At 65.2% G+C, this 18,696-nt stretch carries 14 protein-coding genes; 11 read left to right on the top strand and 3 right to left on the bottom strand.

The window, feature by feature from the left end:
• Window positions 1-54: 54 nt before the first annotated feature.
• From VGU00_RS02345 to VGU00_RS02305, 9 genes are all read left to right on the top strand, one after another.
• Entirely contained in the window at window positions 55-2,241 is a 2,187-nt protein-coding gene (locus VGU00_RS02345; RefSeq protein WP_327465092.1) for a TonB-dependent receptor, read from the top strand.
• A 63-nt stretch (window positions 2,242-2,304) separates the two neighbouring features.
• The gene (locus tag VGU00_RS02340; RefSeq protein WP_327465090.1) at window positions 2,305-3,621 is read left to right on the top strand and encodes an MFS transporter; all 1,317 of its coding nucleotides are present in this window, start codon (window positions 2,305-2,307) and stop codon (window positions 3,619-3,621) included.
• Window positions 3,608-5,257, top strand: a complete 1,650-nt coding sequence (locus VGU00_RS02335) for a carboxylesterase/lipase family protein (protein WP_327465088.1) — start codon at window positions 3,608-3,610, stop codon at window positions 5,255-5,257. Before VGU00_RS02340 ends, VGU00_RS02335 begins: the two co-directional genes overlap by 14 nt.
• Window positions 5,254-6,834 carry an AMP-binding protein gene (locus VGU00_RS02330; protein WP_327465086.1) on the top strand — a complete coding sequence of 527 codons (1,581 nt, stop codon included), beginning with the start codon at window positions 5,254-5,256 and terminating at the stop codon, window positions 6,832-6,834. Before VGU00_RS02335 ends, VGU00_RS02330 begins: the two co-directional genes overlap by 4 nt.
• A gap of 54 nt (window positions 6,835-6,888) precedes the next feature.
• Complete coding sequence (locus tag VGU00_RS02325) at window positions 6,889-7,596, top strand: TetR/AcrR family transcriptional regulator (RefSeq protein ID WP_327465084.1); 708 nt, start codon at window positions 6,889-6,891, stop codon at window positions 7,594-7,596.
• Window positions 7,593-8,753: a DUF3089 domain-containing protein gene (locus VGU00_RS02320; RefSeq protein ID WP_327465082.1), complete on the top strand. Its 1,161-nt coding sequence runs from the start codon at window positions 7,593-7,595 to the stop codon at window positions 8,751-8,753. Before VGU00_RS02325 ends, VGU00_RS02320 begins: the two co-directional genes overlap by 4 nt.
• A gap of 22 nt (window positions 8,754-8,775) precedes the next feature.
• Window positions 8,776-9,648 carry a GDSL-type esterase/lipase family protein gene (locus VGU00_RS02315; RefSeq protein WP_327465081.1) on the top strand — a complete coding sequence of 291 codons (873 nt, stop codon included), beginning with the start codon at window positions 8,776-8,778 and terminating at the stop codon, window positions 9,646-9,648.
• 104 nt (window positions 9,649-9,752) lie between these two features.
• A complete protein-coding gene (locus VGU00_RS02310; RefSeq protein ID WP_327465079.1) occupies window positions 9,753-10,319 on the top strand; it encodes a methylated-DNA--[protein]-cysteine S-methyltransferase in 567 nt (188 codons plus the stop codon).
• A 188-nt stretch (window positions 10,320-10,507) separates the two neighbouring features.
• Entirely contained in the window at window positions 10,508-11,542 is a 1,035-nt protein-coding gene (locus VGU00_RS02305; RefSeq protein WP_327465077.1) for an acyl-CoA dehydrogenase family protein, read from the top strand.
• On the opposite strand, the gene VGU00_RS02300 is transcribed toward VGU00_RS02305, so the two are convergent.
• Both VGU00_RS02300 and VGU00_RS02295 read right to left on the bottom strand, forming a co-directional pair.
• On the bottom strand, window positions 11,539-12,669 hold the full coding sequence (locus VGU00_RS02300) for an acyl-CoA dehydrogenase family protein (RefSeq protein ID WP_327465075.1): 1,131 nt from the start codon (window positions 12,667-12,669) through the stop codon (window positions 11,539-11,541). The genes VGU00_RS02305 and VGU00_RS02300 overlap by 4 nt on opposite strands.
• 49 nt (window positions 12,670-12,718) lie before the next feature.
• A complete protein-coding gene (locus tag VGU00_RS02295; RefSeq protein WP_327465073.1) occupies window positions 12,719-13,468 on the bottom strand; it encodes a helix-turn-helix transcriptional regulator in 750 nt (249 codons plus the stop codon).
• A 139-nt stretch (window positions 13,469-13,607) separates the two neighbouring features.
• On the opposite strand from VGU00_RS02295, the gene VGU00_RS02290 reads away from it, so the two are divergent.
• Complete coding sequence (locus tag VGU00_RS02290; protein WP_327465071.1) at window positions 13,608-16,058, top strand: TonB-dependent receptor; 2,451 nt, start codon at window positions 13,608-13,610, stop codon at window positions 16,056-16,058.
• 8 nt (window positions 16,059-16,066) lie between these two features.
• Window positions 16,067-16,984 carry an oxygenase MpaB family protein gene (locus tag VGU00_RS02285; protein ID WP_327465069.1) on the top strand — a complete coding sequence of 306 codons (918 nt, stop codon included), beginning with the start codon at window positions 16,067-16,069 and terminating at the stop codon, window positions 16,982-16,984.
• Here VGU00_RS02285 and VGU00_RS02280 read toward each other — a convergent pair.
• Window positions 16,981-18,678: a D-aminoacylase gene (locus tag VGU00_RS02280; RefSeq protein WP_327465067.1), complete on the bottom strand. Its 1,698-nt coding sequence runs from the start codon at window positions 18,676-18,678 to the stop codon at window positions 16,981-16,983. The two genes, VGU00_RS02285 and VGU00_RS02280, sit on opposite strands and share 4 nt — an antisense overlap.
• Window positions 18,679-18,696 lie beyond the last annotated feature (18 nt).

The raw sequence follows: 18,696 nt of genomic DNA, 5'->3' as shown, positions 1-18,696 counted from the left end.
GCAGTTCTCCGGCCGAGGACGCCGCAGAGCGTTTCGCCATTGGGAGAAGATAGAATGAGGAAGCTGCTGCTTTCCGTGTCGGCCGCTGCCCTGCTGGGGCCCGTGCCGGTTTTTGCTCAGACGACGACCGCGCCGGCCGATGAAGCCACCGCCGATGCATCGGGCGACGAAATCGTCGTCACCGCCGAGCGCCGTACCACCAGCCTGCAACGCAGCAGTGTCGCGGCGACCGTGCTCTCGGGCGACGACCTGGTGCGCAAGAGCGTCAACAGCGTCGAAGGCTTGCAGTTCGCGTCGCCCTCGCTGACGGTGAACACGACCGGGCAGGGCAATGCCTTCAATATTCGCGGGATCGGCAAGACCGAACAGAACAGCGCGATCGGCGTCGGCGTCGTGACCTATCGCGACGGCGTTGCGACGCTTCCCGGCTATTTCCAGAGCGAGCCCTATTACGACATTGCCAGCGTCGAAGTGCTGCGCGGCCCGCAGGGCACGTTCGCGGGCGGCAATGCGACCGGCGGCGCGGTGTTCATCACCCAGCAGAACCCGACTTTCGACCGCGTCGGCGGCTATGTCCTCGCGCAATATGGCAATTACGACCATATGAAGCTGCAGGGCGCGCTCAACATCCCGAGTGGCGACACGCTCGCGATCCGCTTCGCCGGCAATATGGAACGGCGCGATACCTTCTATGACGTGTCGGGTCCGTGGACGGGCAATCCGGGCAATCGCCGCGACTATAGCGCGCGCGTCAGCATCGCGTGGGAGCCGACACCCGAGCTGCGAATCCTGCTGAAGGGCGATTACAACAATATCGAATATGGCGGGCTGCCCGCGAGCCGGGCGACCGAAACCGGCGACCCGCTCAAGGTCGCCAACAACGCGCACCTCAGTGGCCGCGACGAATTCGGGCGGATCGTGCTCAACGCGCAGTACAAGTTCGACAGCGGGCTGACGCTGCGTTCGATCAGCGGCTTCCAGCGCGGCACGACACAGATTTCCTACGACGCCGACGGCACCGCGACGATCGTGCCCGCGCTGTCGTTCCGCGACCGGATCAGCGAGGAAATCTGGTCGCAGGAATTCAACATCGTCTCACCCGACACCGGTCCTTTCACTTGGGTTCTCGGCGGCTATTACCAGCACGACAAGATCTTCATCCCCGAAAATGGCGGCTATTATTCGGATGCGACGCCGAACACGCCGACCGCGCTCGACATCGAAATCGTCGGCACCAATCCCAAGACTGCGCTCGCGGCCTTCGGGCAGGTCGGATACGAGCTGACCGATGGGTTGCAGGTCACGGTCGGCGGACGCTGGTCGCGGACGACGTCGGCGAACGACGCCGAGGCGCGCGCCTATTTCACCGGGATTCCCGGCCCGATCCTGACGCTCACGCAGATCGACCGGACCGTCAACCGCAAGGTGAACGGCAAGGTCGCGATCAACTGGACCGTGAACCCCGACCATTTCCTCTATGCCTTCGTCGCCACCGGAACCAAGGCCGGCGGCCTCAACGGTCCGAACATCCTCGGTCGCACGCCGCTCGCCTTCGATCCCGAGGATGTCACCGACTTCGAGCTGGGCTGGAAAGCGACCTGGTTCGACGGCCATCTGCGCACGCAGCTCGGCGGCTATTATAATCTCTACGAGAATTTCCAGATCAGCATCGTCGACCCGTTCGCGCCCAGCATTTCGTCGATCTTCAACGTGCCGGGAAAGACGAAGCTTTATGGCGTCGAATTTTCGGCGCAGGGCAGCTTCGACGCCTTTTCGTTCGACCTTTCGGGTTCGGTTTCCAATTCGAAGCTCGGGACCTTCTTCGCCGCCGACCCGCGGCTCGGTGGCGCCGCGACCGCATGCGATCCGCAAAGCGGGCCGGCGGCAGGGCGGTGTATCGACCTGACCGGGAACGAACAGGCCTATGCACCGAAACTGACGCTGAGCGCCGGCGCGCAATATGCGATCCCGCTGGGCGGCGACGCCACGCTCACTCCGCGGGTCGATTTCGCGCGTATCGCCGCGAACTGGGGTACGCTGTTCCAGAACCGGCTGTTCGGCGACCGGCTCGAGGCGCGGAACATCCTCAACGCACAGCTGACCCTGAAAAGCGGCGACTGGTCGATCGCGGCCTATGGCACGAACCTGACCGACCAGCATTATGTCGCGGCGATCAATGGCGCGCGCCGGCTTGCGGGCGCGCCCCGCCAATATGGCCTGCGCGTCAGCCGCAATTTCTGATCCTCCCTCGCGGGCATGGCCGAGTCCCGCCATGCCCGCCTCTTTTTCAGGAAATATCTCGCAATGCCGGCCGTTTCGTCCCCGTCTGCCCCTCCCGCAACCCGGCAGGTCGATCGTTACAGCTGGTTCGTCCTCGCGGCGCTCTGCTTCGTCTACATCCTCAATTTCCTCGACCGCCAGCTGCTGTCGATCCTTGCCAAGCCGATCCAGGACGATCTCGGCATCAGCGACGGCGAACTCGGGCTGCTCGGCGGGCTCTATTTCGCGATGTTCTATTGCATCCTCGGCATTCCGGTCGCGTGGCTCGCCGACCGGACGAACCGCGTGCGCGTGTTGTCGGTGGCCTGCGCGCTGTGGAGCGCGGCGACGATCGCCTGCGGTATGTCGACGACCTATGTCCAGCTCGCGGCGGCGCGGATGGGGGTCGGTATCGGCGAAGCGGGCGGGGTGCCGCCATCCTATTCGATCATCTCCGATTATTTTCCTGCCGAACGGCGCGGGCTCGCGCTCGGCCTCTTCAATCTCGGCCCGCCGCTCGGGCAGGCGCTGGGCGTTGCCTTCGGTGCGAAGATCGCCGCCGCCTATGACTGGCGGCTGGCCTTCCTGCTGCTCGGGGTCGCGGGGGTGATCGCCGCTGCGGGGGTCTGGGTCTTCGTCCGCGAGCCGCGGCGCGGGGCGACCGATGTCGTGCGGGTGACCGAATCCGAGGGCGAAGCGCCGACCTTCGGCGCGACGATGAAGATGTTCTTCTCGCGCTCCGACCTGACGCTCGTCTCGCTTGCCGCGGGCGCAACGCAGTTCGTCACCTATGCGACGCTCGGCTTCACGACGCTGTTCCTGATGCGCGAGAAGGCGATGACGCTCGACGACATCGCGATCTGGTACGCGCTGGTCCTCGGCATCGGGGTCAGCGCGGGCATCTATCTCTCGGGACGCCTCGTCGACCGTTATGCAACACAGCGGCCGGAGGCTTTCGGGCTGATCCCCGCGATCTCGCTGTTGCTCGCGGTGCCTTTCTTCATCGGCTTCGTCTATACATCGGCCTGGCCGCTCGCGATGCTCTTCCTGCTCGGTCCGACCTTTCTCAACTATTTCTACCTGACCCCGGCGGTGACGCTGGTCCAGAATGCAGTGCCGGCGCGCCAGCGGACGCTGGCCGGCGCCGTCCTGCTCCTGATCATGAACCTGATCGGCCTCGGCCTCGGGCCGACCTGGCTGGGTGCGGTCAGCGACTGGCTGAAACCTGCGCATCCGGGCAATTCGCTGCAACTCGCCTTCTATAGCCTTGTCCCCTTCTATTTCGTCGCGATCGGACTGCATCTCGCGCTCGCGCGTGTCCTCAAGCGCAATCACCGAAAGGAAGTCCATGAAACGGCTTGAACTTGTCGCGCTGATACTGGCCGCATCCGCTTCGCCGGCTGCGGCGCAGACGGTGACTGTCGCGCAAGGAACGCTGGCCGGCGAGGCGCTCGCCGACGGCACGCGTGTGTTTCGCGGCATTCCTTATGCGAAGGCGCCGGTCGGCGATTTGCGCTGGAGGCCGCCGGTCGCCGCGGACGGCTGGCAGGGCACGCGCGATGCCACAAAATTCGGTCCGGCCTGCATGCAACCCGAGGTGAAGCCGGGAACCGACAGCGCTTATGCGGAGCATATGCTCGCGATTAGCGAGGATTGCCTGTCGCTCAATATCTGGACGCCCAAAGGTGCGAAAAAGGCGCCGGTGATGGTCTGGCTTCACGGCGGCGGCCTTGCAGGCGGGGCGGGCAGCAGCCTCTTCTACAACGGAAGTCCCCTCGCGGCGCAGGATGTCGTGGTCGTCACGATCAACTATCGCCTCGGCCTTTTCGGCTTCCTCAGTCACCCGGGGCTCAGCGCGGAATCGCCGCACGGTGCCTCGGGCAATTACGGCCTGCTCGATCAGGTCGAGGCGCTGAAATGGGTGCAGAAAAATGCCGCGGCCTTTGGCGGCGACCCCGACAATGTCACCATCTTCGGCGAGTCCGCCGGCGGCCTGAGCGTGATGGACCTGATGGCGAGCCCCCTCGCCGCCGGACTGTTCGACAAGGCAATCGCACAGAGCGCCTATATGGTCACCAATCCCCACCTCAAGACGGCGGCTTATGGCTTGCCGTCCGGTGAAGCGATAGGGACGACGATGGCGTCGATGCTTGGTGCGCCCGACGTCGAGGCGCTGCGCGCGATCGATGCGTCGACGCTGGTCGATGCCGGCGGCAAGGCCGGATTCTTTCCCCAGCCGGTGATCGACGGCTGGGTCCTCACCAAGCAGGTCGTCGAGACTTTCGACGCGGGCGAGCAGGCAAAGGTCCCCCTGATCGCGGGTTTCAACGCCGGCGAGATACGCACGCTGCGCCGACTGGCGCCCCCGGTCCCCGCCGACGCCGCGACCTATGAAAAGGCGATCCGTGCCAATTATGGCGACCTCGCCGACAGCTTCCTTAAGCTTTACCCGTCGTCGGACATCGAAGAGAGCGTGCTCGCGGCGACGCGCGACGGCATTTACGGCTGGACCGCGCAGCATATGGCCAAGACGCAGGCTGCGGCAGGCGCTCCCGCATTCCTCTATTATTGGGACCATAGTTATCCGTCGGCCGACGCGCGCGACCTTCACGCTTTTCACGCGATGGAGGTTCCCTATGTCTTCGGCCAGGTCGGCGCGACCGCTATCCTTCCGCAAAATTGGCCCCGACCGCCCGTCAACGGTGCCGAAGCCGCCTTGTCGGATGCGCTGATCGGATATTGGACGAGCTTCGCGAAGACCGGCCGTCCATCTGCCGCGGGCGAGGCGGCGTGGCCCGCATACGGACGCGCGGGCGATTTCATGGCCTTCCGGGGCAAGCCGACCCCCGCAACCCACTTGTTGCCCGGCAGCTATGCGTTCCACGAAGAGGCCATCTGCCGCCGCCGCGCGGCGAACGAGATGTGGATGACCAATATCGGCGTTGCTGCCGGCACAATTCCTCCCTCCCCCTGCATCAAGAAGAGAAAAACTCCGTGATTTCCGGTAATCCGCAACCCTATGCCCTGACACTCGACAAGTTCCTCAGCCATGCCGCGAAATGGCACGGGCAGCGCGAGATCGTCACCGGGGCCGCGCCCGCGCGCACCGACTATGCGGGGCTTTGCGAGCGCAGCAACCGGCTGTCGGGCGCTTTCGCGGCGCTGGACCTGCGCGCCGGCGATCATCTTGCGACGCTCGCCTGGAACACGCAGGCGCATCTGGAATGCTGGTACGCCGCGATGGGCGTCGGCATCGTCTGCCACACGCTCAACCCGCGGTTGACCGCCGATCATCTCGCGAAGATGATGCACCGGGCCGGCAATCGTATCATTGCGGTGAGCGGCGGGCTCGCGCCGCTCGTGCAGGATCTGGTCGCGCTATGTCCCGCGATCGAGCATGTCGTCTTGATGGACGACGGCGCGGCGACCGATACGGTTCCCGACGTCGGCACCGCGCGGCTGTGGCATCTGGCGGACCTGCTCGCCGAACATGGGGCGCCGGCGATCTGGGGGGCGTTCGACGAAAACATGCCCGCCGGGCTTTGCTTCACTTCGGGCACGACGGGCGATCCGAAGGGCGTTACCTACACGCACCGTTCGAACTACCTCCACACCGCGCATCTGTTGCAGGCCGACGTCATGGGGCTGACGTGCGAGGATTCGGTGCTCGTCGCGGTGCCGATGTTCCACGCCAACGGCTGGGGCTTTCCCTTCGCGGCCCCGGCGGTTGGCGCAAAGCTGGTGCTCCCGGGCCGCGATCAGGACGGCGCGAGCCTCGCGAAGCTGATCGCCGAGGAAGGCGTCACCGTTGCGGCGGGCGTCGCGACCGTGTGGCTCGGGCTCGTCGATCATCTCGATGCGGCCGGGGGCGAACTGCCCTCGCTCAAACGCCTTTTGTTGGGCGGATCGGCGGTGCCGCAGGCGCTGATGGACCGGCTCGAACAAAGGTTGGGCGTCATCGTCCAGACGAGCTGGGGCATGACCGAATTGTCGCCGCTCGGCGCGATGACGCCGGCGACCGCGAAGACCCGTATCGCCGCCAAATCGGGCCGCCCGCCGATGGGCGTCGATTTGCGGCTGACCGACGAGCATGGTCGGCCGCTCGTCGACCAGCGCGGCGGCGAGGGCCGGCTGTGGGTGAAGGGCGGCAGCGTGGTCGAGCGCTATTTCGGGCATCACGCGAAGGCGACCGACGCCGATGGCTGGTTCGATACGGGCGATCTCGCAACCATCGATGCCGACGGCAATCTGTCGATCACCGGGCGCGCCAAGGATTTGATCAAATCGGGCGGCGAATGGATCAACCCGGCCGAGATCGAGGCGATCGTCGGCAATTTGCCCGAGGTCGCGCTGGCGGCGGTCGTCGCGCGCAAGCATGAAAAATGGGGCGAGCGTCCGATCCTGATCGTCGAACCGCGCGCGGGGGCCGATGTCAGCGACGAGGCGTTGCTCGATGCCCTGCGCGGGCGCGTCGCGAACTGGTGGTTGCCCGACGCGATCGTCAGGCGGACCGCGATGCCGCTGGCGCTGACCGGCAAGATCGACAAAATGCGCTTGCGAGCCGATCATGGCTGAACCAATGACGACGCTTGCCCAGCGGCTATCGCGGCCCGGGGCGAAGGGGACAAAATGACCAAGGCGGTAAAGCAGACAAACCGGCGGCGGCCGACGAAAGCCGACCAGCGCGCGGCGACGATGGAGCAGATCTACGACGCGGCCGAGGAGCTTTTCTCCAAGCGCGGCCTTTATGGCGTCACGCTGAAAGAGGTGGCGGCGCAGGTCGGCGTCCACCAGTCGCTGCTGCACTATTATTTCAAGGACAAGAAGGAATTGTTCGACGCGGTGATTGCCCGCCGCGCGCCGGTGACGATCGAGCGGCGCATGAAGGCGCTCGACGCCTATGAGCGTGCCGTCGAGGGCCGGCCGACGGTCGAAGGCGCGCTGCGCGCCTATCTCGACACCGACCTCGAAACGCATGGCGAAGGCGGCATCGGCTGGCGACATTACGGACAGCTCGGCGCGCAGATGAGCAACACCGCCGAATGGGGCGCTGAGTTGATGGACACGCATTTCGACGACGTCGTGCTCCGGCTGATTGGCATCCTCCAGCAGGCGATGCCCGATTGCCCGAAGGAAGACCTCTTCTGGGGCTATCATTTCGTGTCTGCCGGGCTGATGCTCACACTCGGCCGGACGGGGCGGATCGACAAGCTGTCGGGCGGGCTGTGCCGCTCCGACGATTTCGACGCGGTGAAGGAACGGATGGCGCGCTTCATGGCGGCGGGCTTCATCGCGACCTGCGATGCGCGGCGCGCAGCGCGCGAAGCCGACCAGTGACCGCGCCGGCCGAACGCGAGCCCGGCTGGCTGCGCGGCAAGGCCGGCAAGATCCGCAAGCGCTGGAAAATCCTGTTCGCGATCGTCGTGGCGCTCGCACTGCTTTCGCAATGCTCGGTGACGAAGAGCCTGATCGAAAGCGGGCGAAAACCCGATAAGCCGTTCGCCCTGACAAAGGCGCCGCCGGTGCCCGACTATGCGCAGCGGGCCGCGTGGTTCGCGCGGCCCGGAGGCCATGGCCCCGAACGTTCGGTGCCGCCGGGCTTCGCCGCGATCGACGAAGCGAGGGCGCCTGCCGACGTCTTTTTCATCCATCCGACCATGTATCTGAAAAACGATGTGTGGAACGCGCCCTATGATGTCGAGGGCGCCTATAATGGCCCGGTGCTGCTCGCGCAGCTGTCGGCGTTCAACGGATGCTGCCTGCTCTATGCGCCGCATTACAGGCAAGCCTCGCTCGCCGGGCTTCGCGACGGCGATGCAGTGGCGCTCGCCTATGACGATGTCGCGCGTGCGTTCCGCTATTATGTCGAGCATTATAATCGCGGCCGGCCCTTCATCATCGCCTCGCACAGCCAGGGGACGGGCCATGCGGTGCGCCTGTTGCAGGAAGCGGTGATCGGCACGCCGCTGCAGGATCGGCTGGTCGCAGCCTACACCGTCGGCGCCTATACGCCCGCGAGCTTCGCCGCGCTTGGCCTGCCGACGTGTAACGATGCACTTCAGACGGGGTGCGTGCTGTCTTGGAACGCCAGCCAGGAAGGCCGCACTGCGGCGTCGATGCTGACGAAGGACGTCGATTTCTGGTGGCAGGGCAAACGCGTGAAAAGCAGTGCCCCGGCGATTTGCGTCAATCCGCTGACCTGGACCGAGAAAGGCGTAGCGACCGCAGCGTCCAACCGGGGCAGCCTGCCGTTTCCCGAAGCGCCCTATCCCGAACAGGCGACGACGCTGGCGCCGCTCGAAAAGGGGCTGACGGGCGCGCGGTGCACCGACATGCTGCTCGACGTCGACGTCGCCTGGCGGTCGCCCTTCCGCGATACGCTGAGCTGGCTGTACGGCAGCTATCACCGCAACGATTATGGGCTGTTCTACGCCGACATCCGCGCCAATGCCATCGACCGCGTCGAGAGCTGGAAGGCGCGTCATCCGGATTGAAGTTGCGCAGAAAAGAGGCTCCATGATCCGCTCCATCGCGCTGCTTGCTTCATTCGCTGCAGCAACCGCCGCCGCACAGTCACCACCACCCGTCGCGATGGTTTCCGATCCTTGCGAAGGACTGACCGTCGCGGTCCCGGAAATAGTGCAGGCCTATTTCCGCAGCCTCCTGGCGTTGCCGCACGCCGGAACCTTGCCCGCGCCGCCGCCCGAGCTTGCCGCCTATCGAAAAGCCAACGCCGAAGCGCGAAAGAGCGACTGGGCCGACCTCTGCCGATATCGTTCGGACAATGCGCGTTTGCGCGAGGCGCCGGCAGCGGAACGGCGCGTCGTCTTCATCGGCGATTCGATCACCGAACTTTGGGGTCTCGATGACCCTCGCTTTTTCAGCAAAGGCATCGTCAACCGTGGGATCAGCGGCCAGACAAGCCCGCAAATATTACTTCGTTTCCAAGGCGATGTTGTCGCGCTGCAGCCGGAAAGCGTCCATATTCTCGTCGGCACCAACGATATCGCAGGGAACAGCGGCCCCAACAGCGCCGATCAGTATAAGAATAATATCAAGGCCATGGTCACGCTGGCCAAGTCGAACGGCATCAAGCCGATTCTCGGCTCAATCCCGCCGGCGGGGTATTTCGCATGGAGGCCGGGCTTGAAACCTGCGCTGCAGATCGTCGCGTTGAACAACTGGCTCAAGAGCTATGCGGAGGCCGAGAAGCTGGAATTTGTCGATTATCACGCGGCGCTTGCTCGTGACGATGGCGCGATTGGCGAGGAGTTCAGCTTTGATGGCGTCCATCCCAACGCGAAAGGGTACCGATCGATGGCCCGCGTCGTTGGCCGGTATCTGCCGGATGCGGGCGCCGCTGCGTTGAAGAAGGCGGGGGTTCATTGATTTCGCTTTCTTGTACAATGCATCGATAAGCGGGTCGCCCGAAACGATCGTCTGGCGCGCTGCGCCGGTGCGCCTATATTCGGGTTGCAGGCAGGGAATCGTCCATGATCGATCGGAGCCATTACCAGCTTTTCGAAACCGCGGCCGGCGTCGCCGCGATCGGCTGGAATCGGTCCGGCGTCACTGCGCTGCGCCTGCCGGCGCCAAGCGCGGCGGAGGCAGAGCGTGCGATCACAAACCGGCTGCCCGGCGCCGTGCGCGCGGCGGCTCCGCCCGAGGTGCAGGTGGTGATCGACAAGGCGGCGCGCTATTTCGCGGGCGAGTGCGTCGATTTCTCCGACGTCCCGATCGATATGGGCGAGCAGGAGCCGTTTTTTGCGCAGGTATACGCGCTGGTGCGCCGCCTCGGCTGGGGAGAAACGACCACCTATGGCGCGATCGCGCGGGCGCTCGATACCGGTCCCGAATATGCGCGCGCCGTCGGGCAGGCGATGGCGAAAAACCCGATTCCGCTGATCGTCCCCTGCCACCGGGTCACCGCCGCCGGCGGCAAGATCGGCGGCTTTTCCGCGCCGGGCGGTTCGGTTTCGAAAGCGCGAATGCTCGAGATCGAAGGCGTCGCGACCGGTGCTCCTGCTGAGTTTCCTGCCCAACAGGGGTTCGACTTTTAGCCGGCTTTCTTGGAGAATGACGTGTCCAGCGCCCGGACCGGAGCCTCCGACCTGATACGCCAATCAGCTAGACCGCTTCCGCGCGGCGGCGCTAGAGGAAGGGCGGGAGAATGGCGTGAAGCATCATTGCAAAAACGGGCGTGCCGGTCGGCGATATCGGCGTTTGCGGACGCGCGGGACAATCTGACATGGGCGAACTGGACCTTCCGCTGCGCAGCGAGCAGCAGGTGCTGCGGGACAGCATTCGGCGTTTTCTTGCCGACAACCCGCAGCCGGCATGGCGCGACCTCGCCGAATCGCTTGGGCTTGCAGGCCTTGCCTTGCCCGAGACGGCAGGCGGTTTTGGCGGCGGCGCGATCGACATCGCGATCGTGATGGCAGAACTCGGGCCGGCGCTGGCGGGCGCCGACTGGCTGTCGCACGCCGCCGCCTCATTGTTGCTCGGCCAGATCGCGCCCGATCATGCGGCGCTGTCGGCGCTGTCGGCGCTGGCGACCGGCGACCGGCGCGCCGCGATCATCTGTCCCGCCTCGACGGCAAGCATGCCCGTTGTCGGCGAAGGGGCGGTCATTCGCGGCAACGCGACGCTGGTCGCCGGTGCTGCGGAGGCGGACCTGCTATTGCTTGCCGATGGCGAGGCGCTGCTCCTGATCGCCGCCGACCGGGACAAGGTCGAACAGCGCCACCGCATCATGCATGACGGCAGCGTGTCGGCGGATCTGGGCTTCACGCTGAAACCCGGGGATGCCGAGGTGCTGGCTACCGGCGACAAGGCGGGAGCGCTCGCCGAATTCGCCACCGACCTGATTCTCGTCGGTCGCTGCGCCGAGGCACTCGGCCTGATCGAACATATGATCGCGGACAGTATCGACTATCTCGGTCAGCGCAAACAGTTCGGCGCACCGATCGGCAAGTTCCAGGCGCTCCGCCACCGGGCGGCCGACATGAAGCTCGCGGCGATGAAGGCCGCCGCCCTTGTCGAGGTTGCAATCCTTGCGGTGGAAGAGGGACGCGCCGATCGCTCGCGACTGGTCAGCGCCGCCTGTATCGAGACGGCCGATGCGGTCCGCATCGTCGGCGAAGGCGCGGTGCAGATCCATGGCGCGATGGGCCTCACCGAAGAATTGCGCCTCGGCAGCCATTTCAAACGCGCGCTTGCCATCGCCGCCGCGTTCGGGCCCCGCACCCATCATCTGGCGCGTTTCGCCGAAGCGGCGGCCTAGCCGAGCATCAGCCGGGCGATCAGGTCGCGCTGGATTTCGTTCGAACCCGCATAGATGCTGGCGGCGCGATCATTGAGGTAGCGCGGCACCGCGACCGCCAACTCGTCGGGCGTTTGTCCGTCGGCATCGGCCCATGCAGCATGGCCGGCGATCTCGCATGCCAGCACATCGATACGCTGCGCAGCTTCGGTCCCCAATATCTTGAGCGCCGAAGCATATAACGCGCTGCTGCCGCCGACGCCGCGCATCGCCTTGAGTTCGAGTGTCTGCAACGCTTGCAGGTTCACCGCTTCGCGGTCGAGTTGCGCGCGCAGCACCGGGCCGACGTCCGGCCGGCTGCGCAGCCGCTCGAGGCGTTCGATCAGCCCGGGCGCATATTTGCCGCCGCGTTCGAAGGTCAGCAGATGCTTTGCGACCGACCAGCCCTCATTCTCGCCGCCGAGCCGGTTCGCCTGCGGCACGCGGACATCGTCGAAGAAGACCTGGTTGAATTCATGATCGCCGGCAAGCGTCCGGATCGGCTCGACCGCGATGCCCGGCGAGTCCATGTCGAGGAGGAGGAAGCTGATTCCCGCCTGCGGTTTGCCCTCGTTCGATGTACGGACGAGCGCGAACATGCGGTTGGCGAAATGCGCGTGGGTGGTCCAGATCTTCGATCCGTTCAGCACATAGTCGGCGCCGTCGGGTACGGCCCTCAGCTGGAGCGCCGCGAGATCGGACCCGGCGCCGGGTTCGGAAAAGCCCTGGCACCAATAATCCTCGCCCGACAATATGCGCGGCAGATAGTGTGCGCGCTGTTCGGGGCTGCCATAATGCATGATCACCGGCGCGACCATCTTCAGCCCCATCGGGGCGAGATTCGGTGCGCCCGCGTGTGCGCATTCGGCGGCGAAAATATAGCGTTCGATCTCGCTCCAGCCCGGGCCGCCATATTCGGCCGGCCAGTCGGGGGCCGCCCAGCCGCGCGCGTGGAGGATCTGTTGCCAGGGCAGCGACACCGCGGGATCGATGAAGACGCTCGTCGCGCGCGCGGCGCCGCGGCGGATGTCGTCGGGCAACTGCGCGGCGAGAAAGGCGCGAACCTCTTCGCGGAAGGCTGCGAGGGCGGGGTCGTTCAGCATGTCCATGGTGCCGTTTTGTACGGGGCGGCCGTCACCGGCCAAGCTGGCACCTGCATCAGGCGGCGCGCGCGCCGACGAAGCCGAGCCCTGCCGCGATCTGGATCGATTGCGCGCGCCCGGTTGCACCAAGCTTTGCCGCCGCGTTGCGAAGGTGGAAACGGACGGTCGACACCGACAGCGACAGGATGATCCCGATCTCGCCGTCGGTCTTGCCCGCCGCCGCCCAGCGCAGGCATTGCACCTCGCGGCGCGTCAGCGTTTGCGGCACGGTGGCATTGCGCGGGCGCCCGCGGGCTTCATTGTGCGTCGCGATCAGCTTGACCGCGAGATTGTGCAGATGGCCGGCATGTTCGGCAAAAATCGCCTCGACGCCCAAGGGCTCGCGCGAACACCAGAAGACCGCGCCGACCAGCCCGCGCGGCAGATGCACGGGCGCGATGATCGCCTCGCCGAAATTGGCGGTGTTGCGTGCCTGCGAGCAATCGACTTCGTCGAGCAGATGCGTCGGGCGCCAGGTGCCGAGCTGCCCGTCGCTATAATAAAAGGGTTCGGCGACGAGCCGCGCGGCGGTCAGAAATGCGAGCTGCAGCGCGAGCTTGCGGTCGCGCCAATAGGCGTAGCTGGGATCGACCCAGTGAAAGCTGGTTTCGGCGTAGGGACGACCTTCCTCGTCGCTCATCGGCTCGGGGTCGCCGAGGTCGGCCTGCGCGGCCACATAGGGCAGGCCGATCGCGTCGCCGGCGGCCTGCACCCCCGCGATGAGCGCCGGCATTTCCGCCCAGCATTCGGCCCTCCGATCGGTCACGCGCTCGTCCCTCCGCTATCCTGACACAGGTGTCAGCTTGTCCACCCGGCCGCAATCCTTTGTTCTGTCACGGTCCGGCTTCGCGCGACGCTCGCACAAAGACGAGCCCCGCGACAAGCTGTTTGAGGGAGGATGAGTGATGAAGGCAATGCGTATTTTCCTGTTCGCGGGTTCGGCGATCGGTCTCGTCGTCGCGGCACCGGCCTATGCCATCGAGGAAAGCGCGCCCGACGGCGTGGCGGCCGAAGGCGACATCATCGTCACCGCGCAGCGCCGCGCCGAATCGATGAACGACGTCGGCATGGCGATCCAGGCGGTCGACGGAGCGACGCTGGAAAATCTGCGCGTCACCGACATGCGCGACCTGACCGCCGTCGCGCCGAGTTTCACCGTGTCGCAAAGCTATCAGGGTGTGCCGACCTACACGCTGCGCGGGATCGGGTTCAACACGATCAACCTGTCGTCGACCTCGACCGTCGGCACCTATGTCGACGAGGTCGCCTACGCCTATCCGATCATGAACACGGGGCCCGTCATGGACCTCGAGCGCGTCGAAGTGCTGAAGGGCCCGCAAGGCACGCTCTATGGCCGCAACACGACCGCGGGGCTGATCAACTTCATCACCGCCAAGCCGACCGACAGCTTCGAGGGCAGCATCAAGGCCGATCTCGGCAATTATCAGACCTACAATATCGGCGGCCATATTTCGGGCCCGCTCGGCGAAGGCGTCGCGGCGCGGATCGCGTTCCGCAGCGAGAACAGCGACAAGGGCTGGCAGATCAGCAACACGCGCGGCGAACGGCTGGGCGAGGTCGACAAGCTCGGCATCCGGGGTTCGCTGGCGATCGATCCCGCGCCGGGTACGCATTTCGACCTGTCGGTGACCTGGTGGCAGAACAAGTCGGATACCGTGGCGGGGCAGGGCATCGGCTTTACGCCGGCGACCAATCCCGTCTCGGGTACCAGCAACTCGCGCTTCTTCAATGCGCCGGGGCTCGCCACCTATCTCGCGGGCAATTTCCCGACCAAGGCGAGCCAGGCCGACTGGGCACCCGAGGCCTCACGCTCGGCCGATATCGGCACGGGGCTCGGGCTCGACGGGCCGCTTGCCGAGGACAATCGGTTCTGGGGGCTGAAGCTTCGCTGGGATCAGGATCTCGGCGACACGATGAAGCTTGTCTCGCTCACCAGCTATAATGATTTCAAGCGCAACGCGCTCTCCGACTGGAGCGGCGCGCCGTTCGAAGTCCTGCTCCAGAACACCGTCGGGCGGATCAAGAGCTTTGCGCAGGAACTGCATGTCGAGGGCGAAAGCGGCGCGGTGAACTGGCTCGTCGGCGCCTATTATGCCAACGATCGGATCATCGATTCGAACCGGACGCTGCTCGGCCAGAACGCCAACGTCGGGCTGATCCGCGCGGCGGGCGCGCCTTTGCTCGCGAGCCCGATTTTCAATTCGGCGGGCTATACGCCGCTTCAGCTCAGTCAGGCTTTCCGCACCTATGAGGATTTCGGCCGCATCCGGACAAAGACCTGGAGCCTTTTCGCCAACGCCGATGCCGAACTCACCGAACAACTGAAACTCACCGTCGGGGTGCGCTACACCGAGGACAAGCAGCGCTACAACGGCTGTTCGCGCGACTTCAACGGCAATATGCTGCCCAACGTCAACGTCGTGAACCGTGCGCTCTACCTGCAGACATATGGCGTGCTCGCGCCGCAGATCGCGCAGGGACAATGCAATACGTTCGACCCCGTCACGGGCACGTTCGGCGAAGTGCGCTCGCTGCTCAAGGAAGACAATGTCGCCTGGCGCGTCGCGCTCGACTGGTCGCCGAACGACGATACCTTGCTCTATGCGTCGGTGTCGCGCGGTTATAAATCGGGAACGACGCCGATCAACGCCGCGAACCTTGCGCGCCAGAATGCGCCGGTGAAGCAGGAAAAGCTGACCGCATACGAACTGGGTGTGAAGGCGACGCTCGCCGACCGCGCGGTGCAGGCCAATCTTTCGGCCTTCTATTATGATTATCGCGACAAGCAGATCAGCACTTATTTCGCCGACCCGATCTACACTGCGCTCTCGCGCCTCGACAATGTGCCCGACAGCGAGGCCTATGGCGTCGAAGGCGAACTGACGATCCGTCCAGCGACGGGGCTGACGATCGCGGCCAACGCGCTCTGGCTGAAGACGCGGATCAACGATTACAACGGCACCAACGCCGCGGGGCAGCCCGAGAATTTCGACGGAGCCGAATTCATCTACAGCCCGAAATTCCAGGGCAGCATCACGCTCGCCTATGACACGCCGGTTTCGGAAACGCTGAACCTGACCGGCGCGGTGAGCGCGCGTTACCAGAGCAAATCGAACACGATTTTCGAGGATATCGACCTGTACAAGGTCGACGCTTATGGCACCGTCAACGCCAGCCTCGGCCTCAAGCATGAAAGCGGCTGGTCGGTTTCGCTGTGGGCGAAAAACCTGTTCGACAAATATTATTGGTCGGCGGTCGCGAGCAATGCGAATGTCGTCGTGCGTTTCGCCAACCAGCCGCGAACCTTTGGTCTCACGCTGGGTTACGACTTCTGAAGGAGCGAATGAGCGTGGTGCGTGCGCCGATGCAGGATGAATATCTAGGGACCGCGATCGATTTCGCGACCCCCGTCGGCGAACCCGCGCTGCTCGCGCCGGACAGCGTCCAGTGGCGCGTCTACAAGAACCCGATTGCACTCGGCATCGGCGGTATCGCGGCGGTGCTGCTCGAATTTGCCGAGCCGCGCATCCGTTCGGGGGTGTGGGACCATTCGACCTACAAGGCCGATCCGATCGGCCGCTCGCGCCGCACCGGCCTGGTCGCGATGCTCGCCTGCTATGGCCCGGCGAGCACCGCGAAACAGGTGATCGGGCAGGTCAACCGCCTGCATGGCAAGGTGAAGGGCGAAACGCCGGCGGGCGACAAATATCGCGCAATGGACCCGGTCCTGCTCGACTGGGTCGCGGCGACGGCGTCGTACGGCTTCCTCATGGCCTATGATCGCTTCGTCCATCGGGTGAGCGATGCCGACAAGGATCGCTTCATGCGCGATGGCGATGCGATCGGGCGCGAGTTCGGCGCACGGCATACCCCGCCGACCATTGCCGCCTTCATGGACATGATGGCGGCGCTCGAACCCCGCTTCGAGGCGCATCCGATCATCTTCGAATTTCTGGACATCATCCAGTCGGGCAAGGCGGCGCCCGGGGTGCCGCGTTTCCTGCACCGTGCCATCGCGCGGGCTTCGGTGTCGTTGCTTCCGGGCCACATCCGGCAAAAGCTCGATCTCGGTCCGCGTTATGACCTGACGCGGTTCGATCGCACCGCGCTGCGCATCGCCGGCCGCCTCGCCGACCGACACGTCGACCGGACGGCGCCGCATTGCAAGGCGAGCGTACGGCTCGGCCTGCCGCATGATTTCCTGTTCAAACCGCCCGCCGAACAGCAGCGTTTGCTCGCGGGCCTCTCGCAAGCTGCCTAGCCGCAGCGATTCCAGCCGGCGCCGCGTACAGCGCGGCCGGGTGTTGCGCCGCTATGCTCGCCGTCCCGGAGCACGCCGACGCCGTTGACGAACACGTCGCGCATCCCGACCGAATATTGATGCGGTTTCTCGAAGGTCGAGCGATCGCCGATCGTCACCGGATCGAATATGACGACGTCGGCATAAAAGCCGGGTTTTAGCCCGCCGCGATCCTGGATGCCGAGGTTGGTGGCGGGGAGGGTCGTAAGCCGGTACACCGCCTGTTCGAGCGGGATCAGCTTCTCGTCGCGGACATAATGGCCGAGCAGCCGCGCGAAATTGCCGTAGGTGCGGGGGTGCGCGCCCGACTTCAGGAATACGCCCTCGGTTGCCTGCGACGCCGCATCCGACCCGAAGCTCATCCACGGCAGCCGGATTTGCTTGCGGACATTGTCCTCGGACATCAGGAAATAGACGGTACCGACGCGCGAGCCGTCCTCTACGACGAGGTCCATCGCGGTTTCCTCGGGGCTTTTGCCGCGCATCGCCGCGACCTCGGCGAGCGTCTTGCCGGTCAGTGGTTTCAGCGCATCATTCTTGAAGCCCGACAGGATCATCTTGTCGGCGCCCGCGCCGAAATAGAGATTTTCCCAGTCGCTGCCCGGCTGCTTCATCTCGGCGGCGACGCGCGCGCGGATCGCGGGGTCTTTCAGCCGCTTGATCCATTCCTCCAGCCCGCCCGCCTGCACCCAGGTCGGCATCGCGGCGTCGAGCCCGGTCGCGCCCGCGGTATAGGTGTACATGTCGGTGGTGATGCGCAGCCCTTCCGCCCGCGCATCCTCGATCTTCTTCACGACCGCGTCGAACTTGCCCCAGTTGCTGCGCCCGGCCATTTTGAGGTGATAGATTTCGGCGGGCGCGCCCGAACGGCGCGAAATATCGATCAGCTCGTCCACCGCTTCTTCCAGCCGGTCGCCTTCGGATCGCATGTGGCTGATATACATGCCGCCGCATTTTGCGGCTTCGGTCGTGAGCGCGACGAGTTCGTCGGTCTCGGCGTAGGACCCGGGGGCATAGATGATCGAACTGCCGACGCCCATCGCACCCTCGTTCATCGCCTGCTTCACCAGCGCGCGCATCCGGCCGAGCTGTTCGGGCGTCGGGTCGACATCGCCTTCGCCCAGTTCGTGGACGCGCACCGTCGCGGCGCCGACGAAGCTTGCGACATTGGTCGATATCCCGCGCTTTTCCAGCCAGCCGAAATAGTCGCCGAGGCTCGTCCATTCGATCGGATATTTGATGTCGCCCTGCCGTTCGGTTTCGAGCGCCTTCATCGTGGCGTTCATCGGCCCCATCGACCAGCCTTCGCCCATCACTTCGAGCGTGACGCCCTGCCGGATATCGCTCTGGCTTTTCGGATCGGCGATCAGCGATTCGGTCGCCCAGCTCAGCATGTTGATAAAGCCCGGCGCGACCGCCATGCCCTTCGCGGAGACCTCGGTCTTTGCAGGGCCATCGACCTTGCCGACCGCGACGATGCGGTCGCCCCTGATCGCGACGTCGCCGACGAACGGCGCCTTGCCCGACCCGTCGTAGATCGTGCCGCCGCGAATGATCAGGTCATAGGCGGGCGCTTGCGCTGCGGCCGACGCGGACAGGAGCATCGAACTGCACAGCAGCGCGAAGGAAGGGGCGAAGCGCCGGTGTGATGCCATCTGTTTCTCCGGTAGTTG

Origin of the sequence: Sphingopyxis sp., from assembly GCF_035944815.1 — a bacterium.
In the GTDB taxonomy this organism is placed as follows: domain Bacteria; phylum Pseudomonadota; class Alphaproteobacteria; order Sphingomonadales; family Sphingomonadaceae; genus Sphingopyxis.
Note: the sequence above shows the minus strand (reverse complement) of the source record. Positions and strands in the feature narration are given on the sequence as shown.

What these genes read in the sequence shown, in the direction of transcription:
- VGU00_RS02345 (WP_327465092.1), top strand. Translation starts at nt 55, where the DNA reads ATGAGGAAGCTGCTGCTTTCCGTGTCGGCCGCTGCCCTGCTGGGGCCC.
- VGU00_RS02340 (WP_327465090.1), top strand. Translation starts at nt 2,305, where the DNA reads ATGCCGGCCGTTTCGTCCCCGTCTGCCCCTCCCGCAACCCGGCAGGTC.
- VGU00_RS02335 (WP_327465088.1), top strand. Translation starts at nt 3,608, where the DNA reads ATGAAACGGCTTGAACTTGTCGCGCTGATACTGGCCGCATCCGCTTCG.
- VGU00_RS02325 (WP_327465084.1), top strand. Translation starts at nt 6,889, where the DNA reads ATGACCAAGGCGGTAAAGCAGACAAACCGGCGGCGGCCGACGAAAGCC.
- VGU00_RS02315 (WP_327465081.1), top strand. Translation starts at nt 8,776, where the DNA reads ATGATCCGCTCCATCGCGCTGCTTGCTTCATTCGCTGCAGCAACCGCC.
- VGU00_RS02310 (WP_327465079.1), top strand. Translation starts at nt 9,753, where the DNA reads ATGATCGATCGGAGCCATTACCAGCTTTTCGAAACCGCGGCCGGCGTC.
- VGU00_RS02305 (WP_327465077.1), top strand. Translation starts at nt 10,508, where the DNA reads ATGGGCGAACTGGACCTTCCGCTGCGCAGCGAGCAGCAGGTGCTGCGG.
- VGU00_RS02300 (WP_327465075.1), bottom strand. Translation starts at nt 12,669, where the DNA reads ATGGACATGCTGAACGACCCCGCCCTCGCAGCCTTCCGCGAAGAGGTT.
- VGU00_RS02290 (WP_327465071.1), top strand. Translation starts at nt 13,608, where the DNA reads ATGAAGGCAATGCGTATTTTCCTGTTCGCGGGTTCGGCGATCGGTCTC.
- VGU00_RS02285 (WP_327465069.1), top strand. Translation starts at nt 16,067, where the DNA reads ATGAGCGTGGTGCGTGCGCCGATGCAGGATGAATATCTAGGGACCGCG.
- VGU00_RS02280 (WP_327465067.1), bottom strand. Translation starts at nt 18,678, where the DNA reads ATGGCATCACACCGGCGCTTCGCCCCTTCCTTCGCGCTGCTGTGCAGT.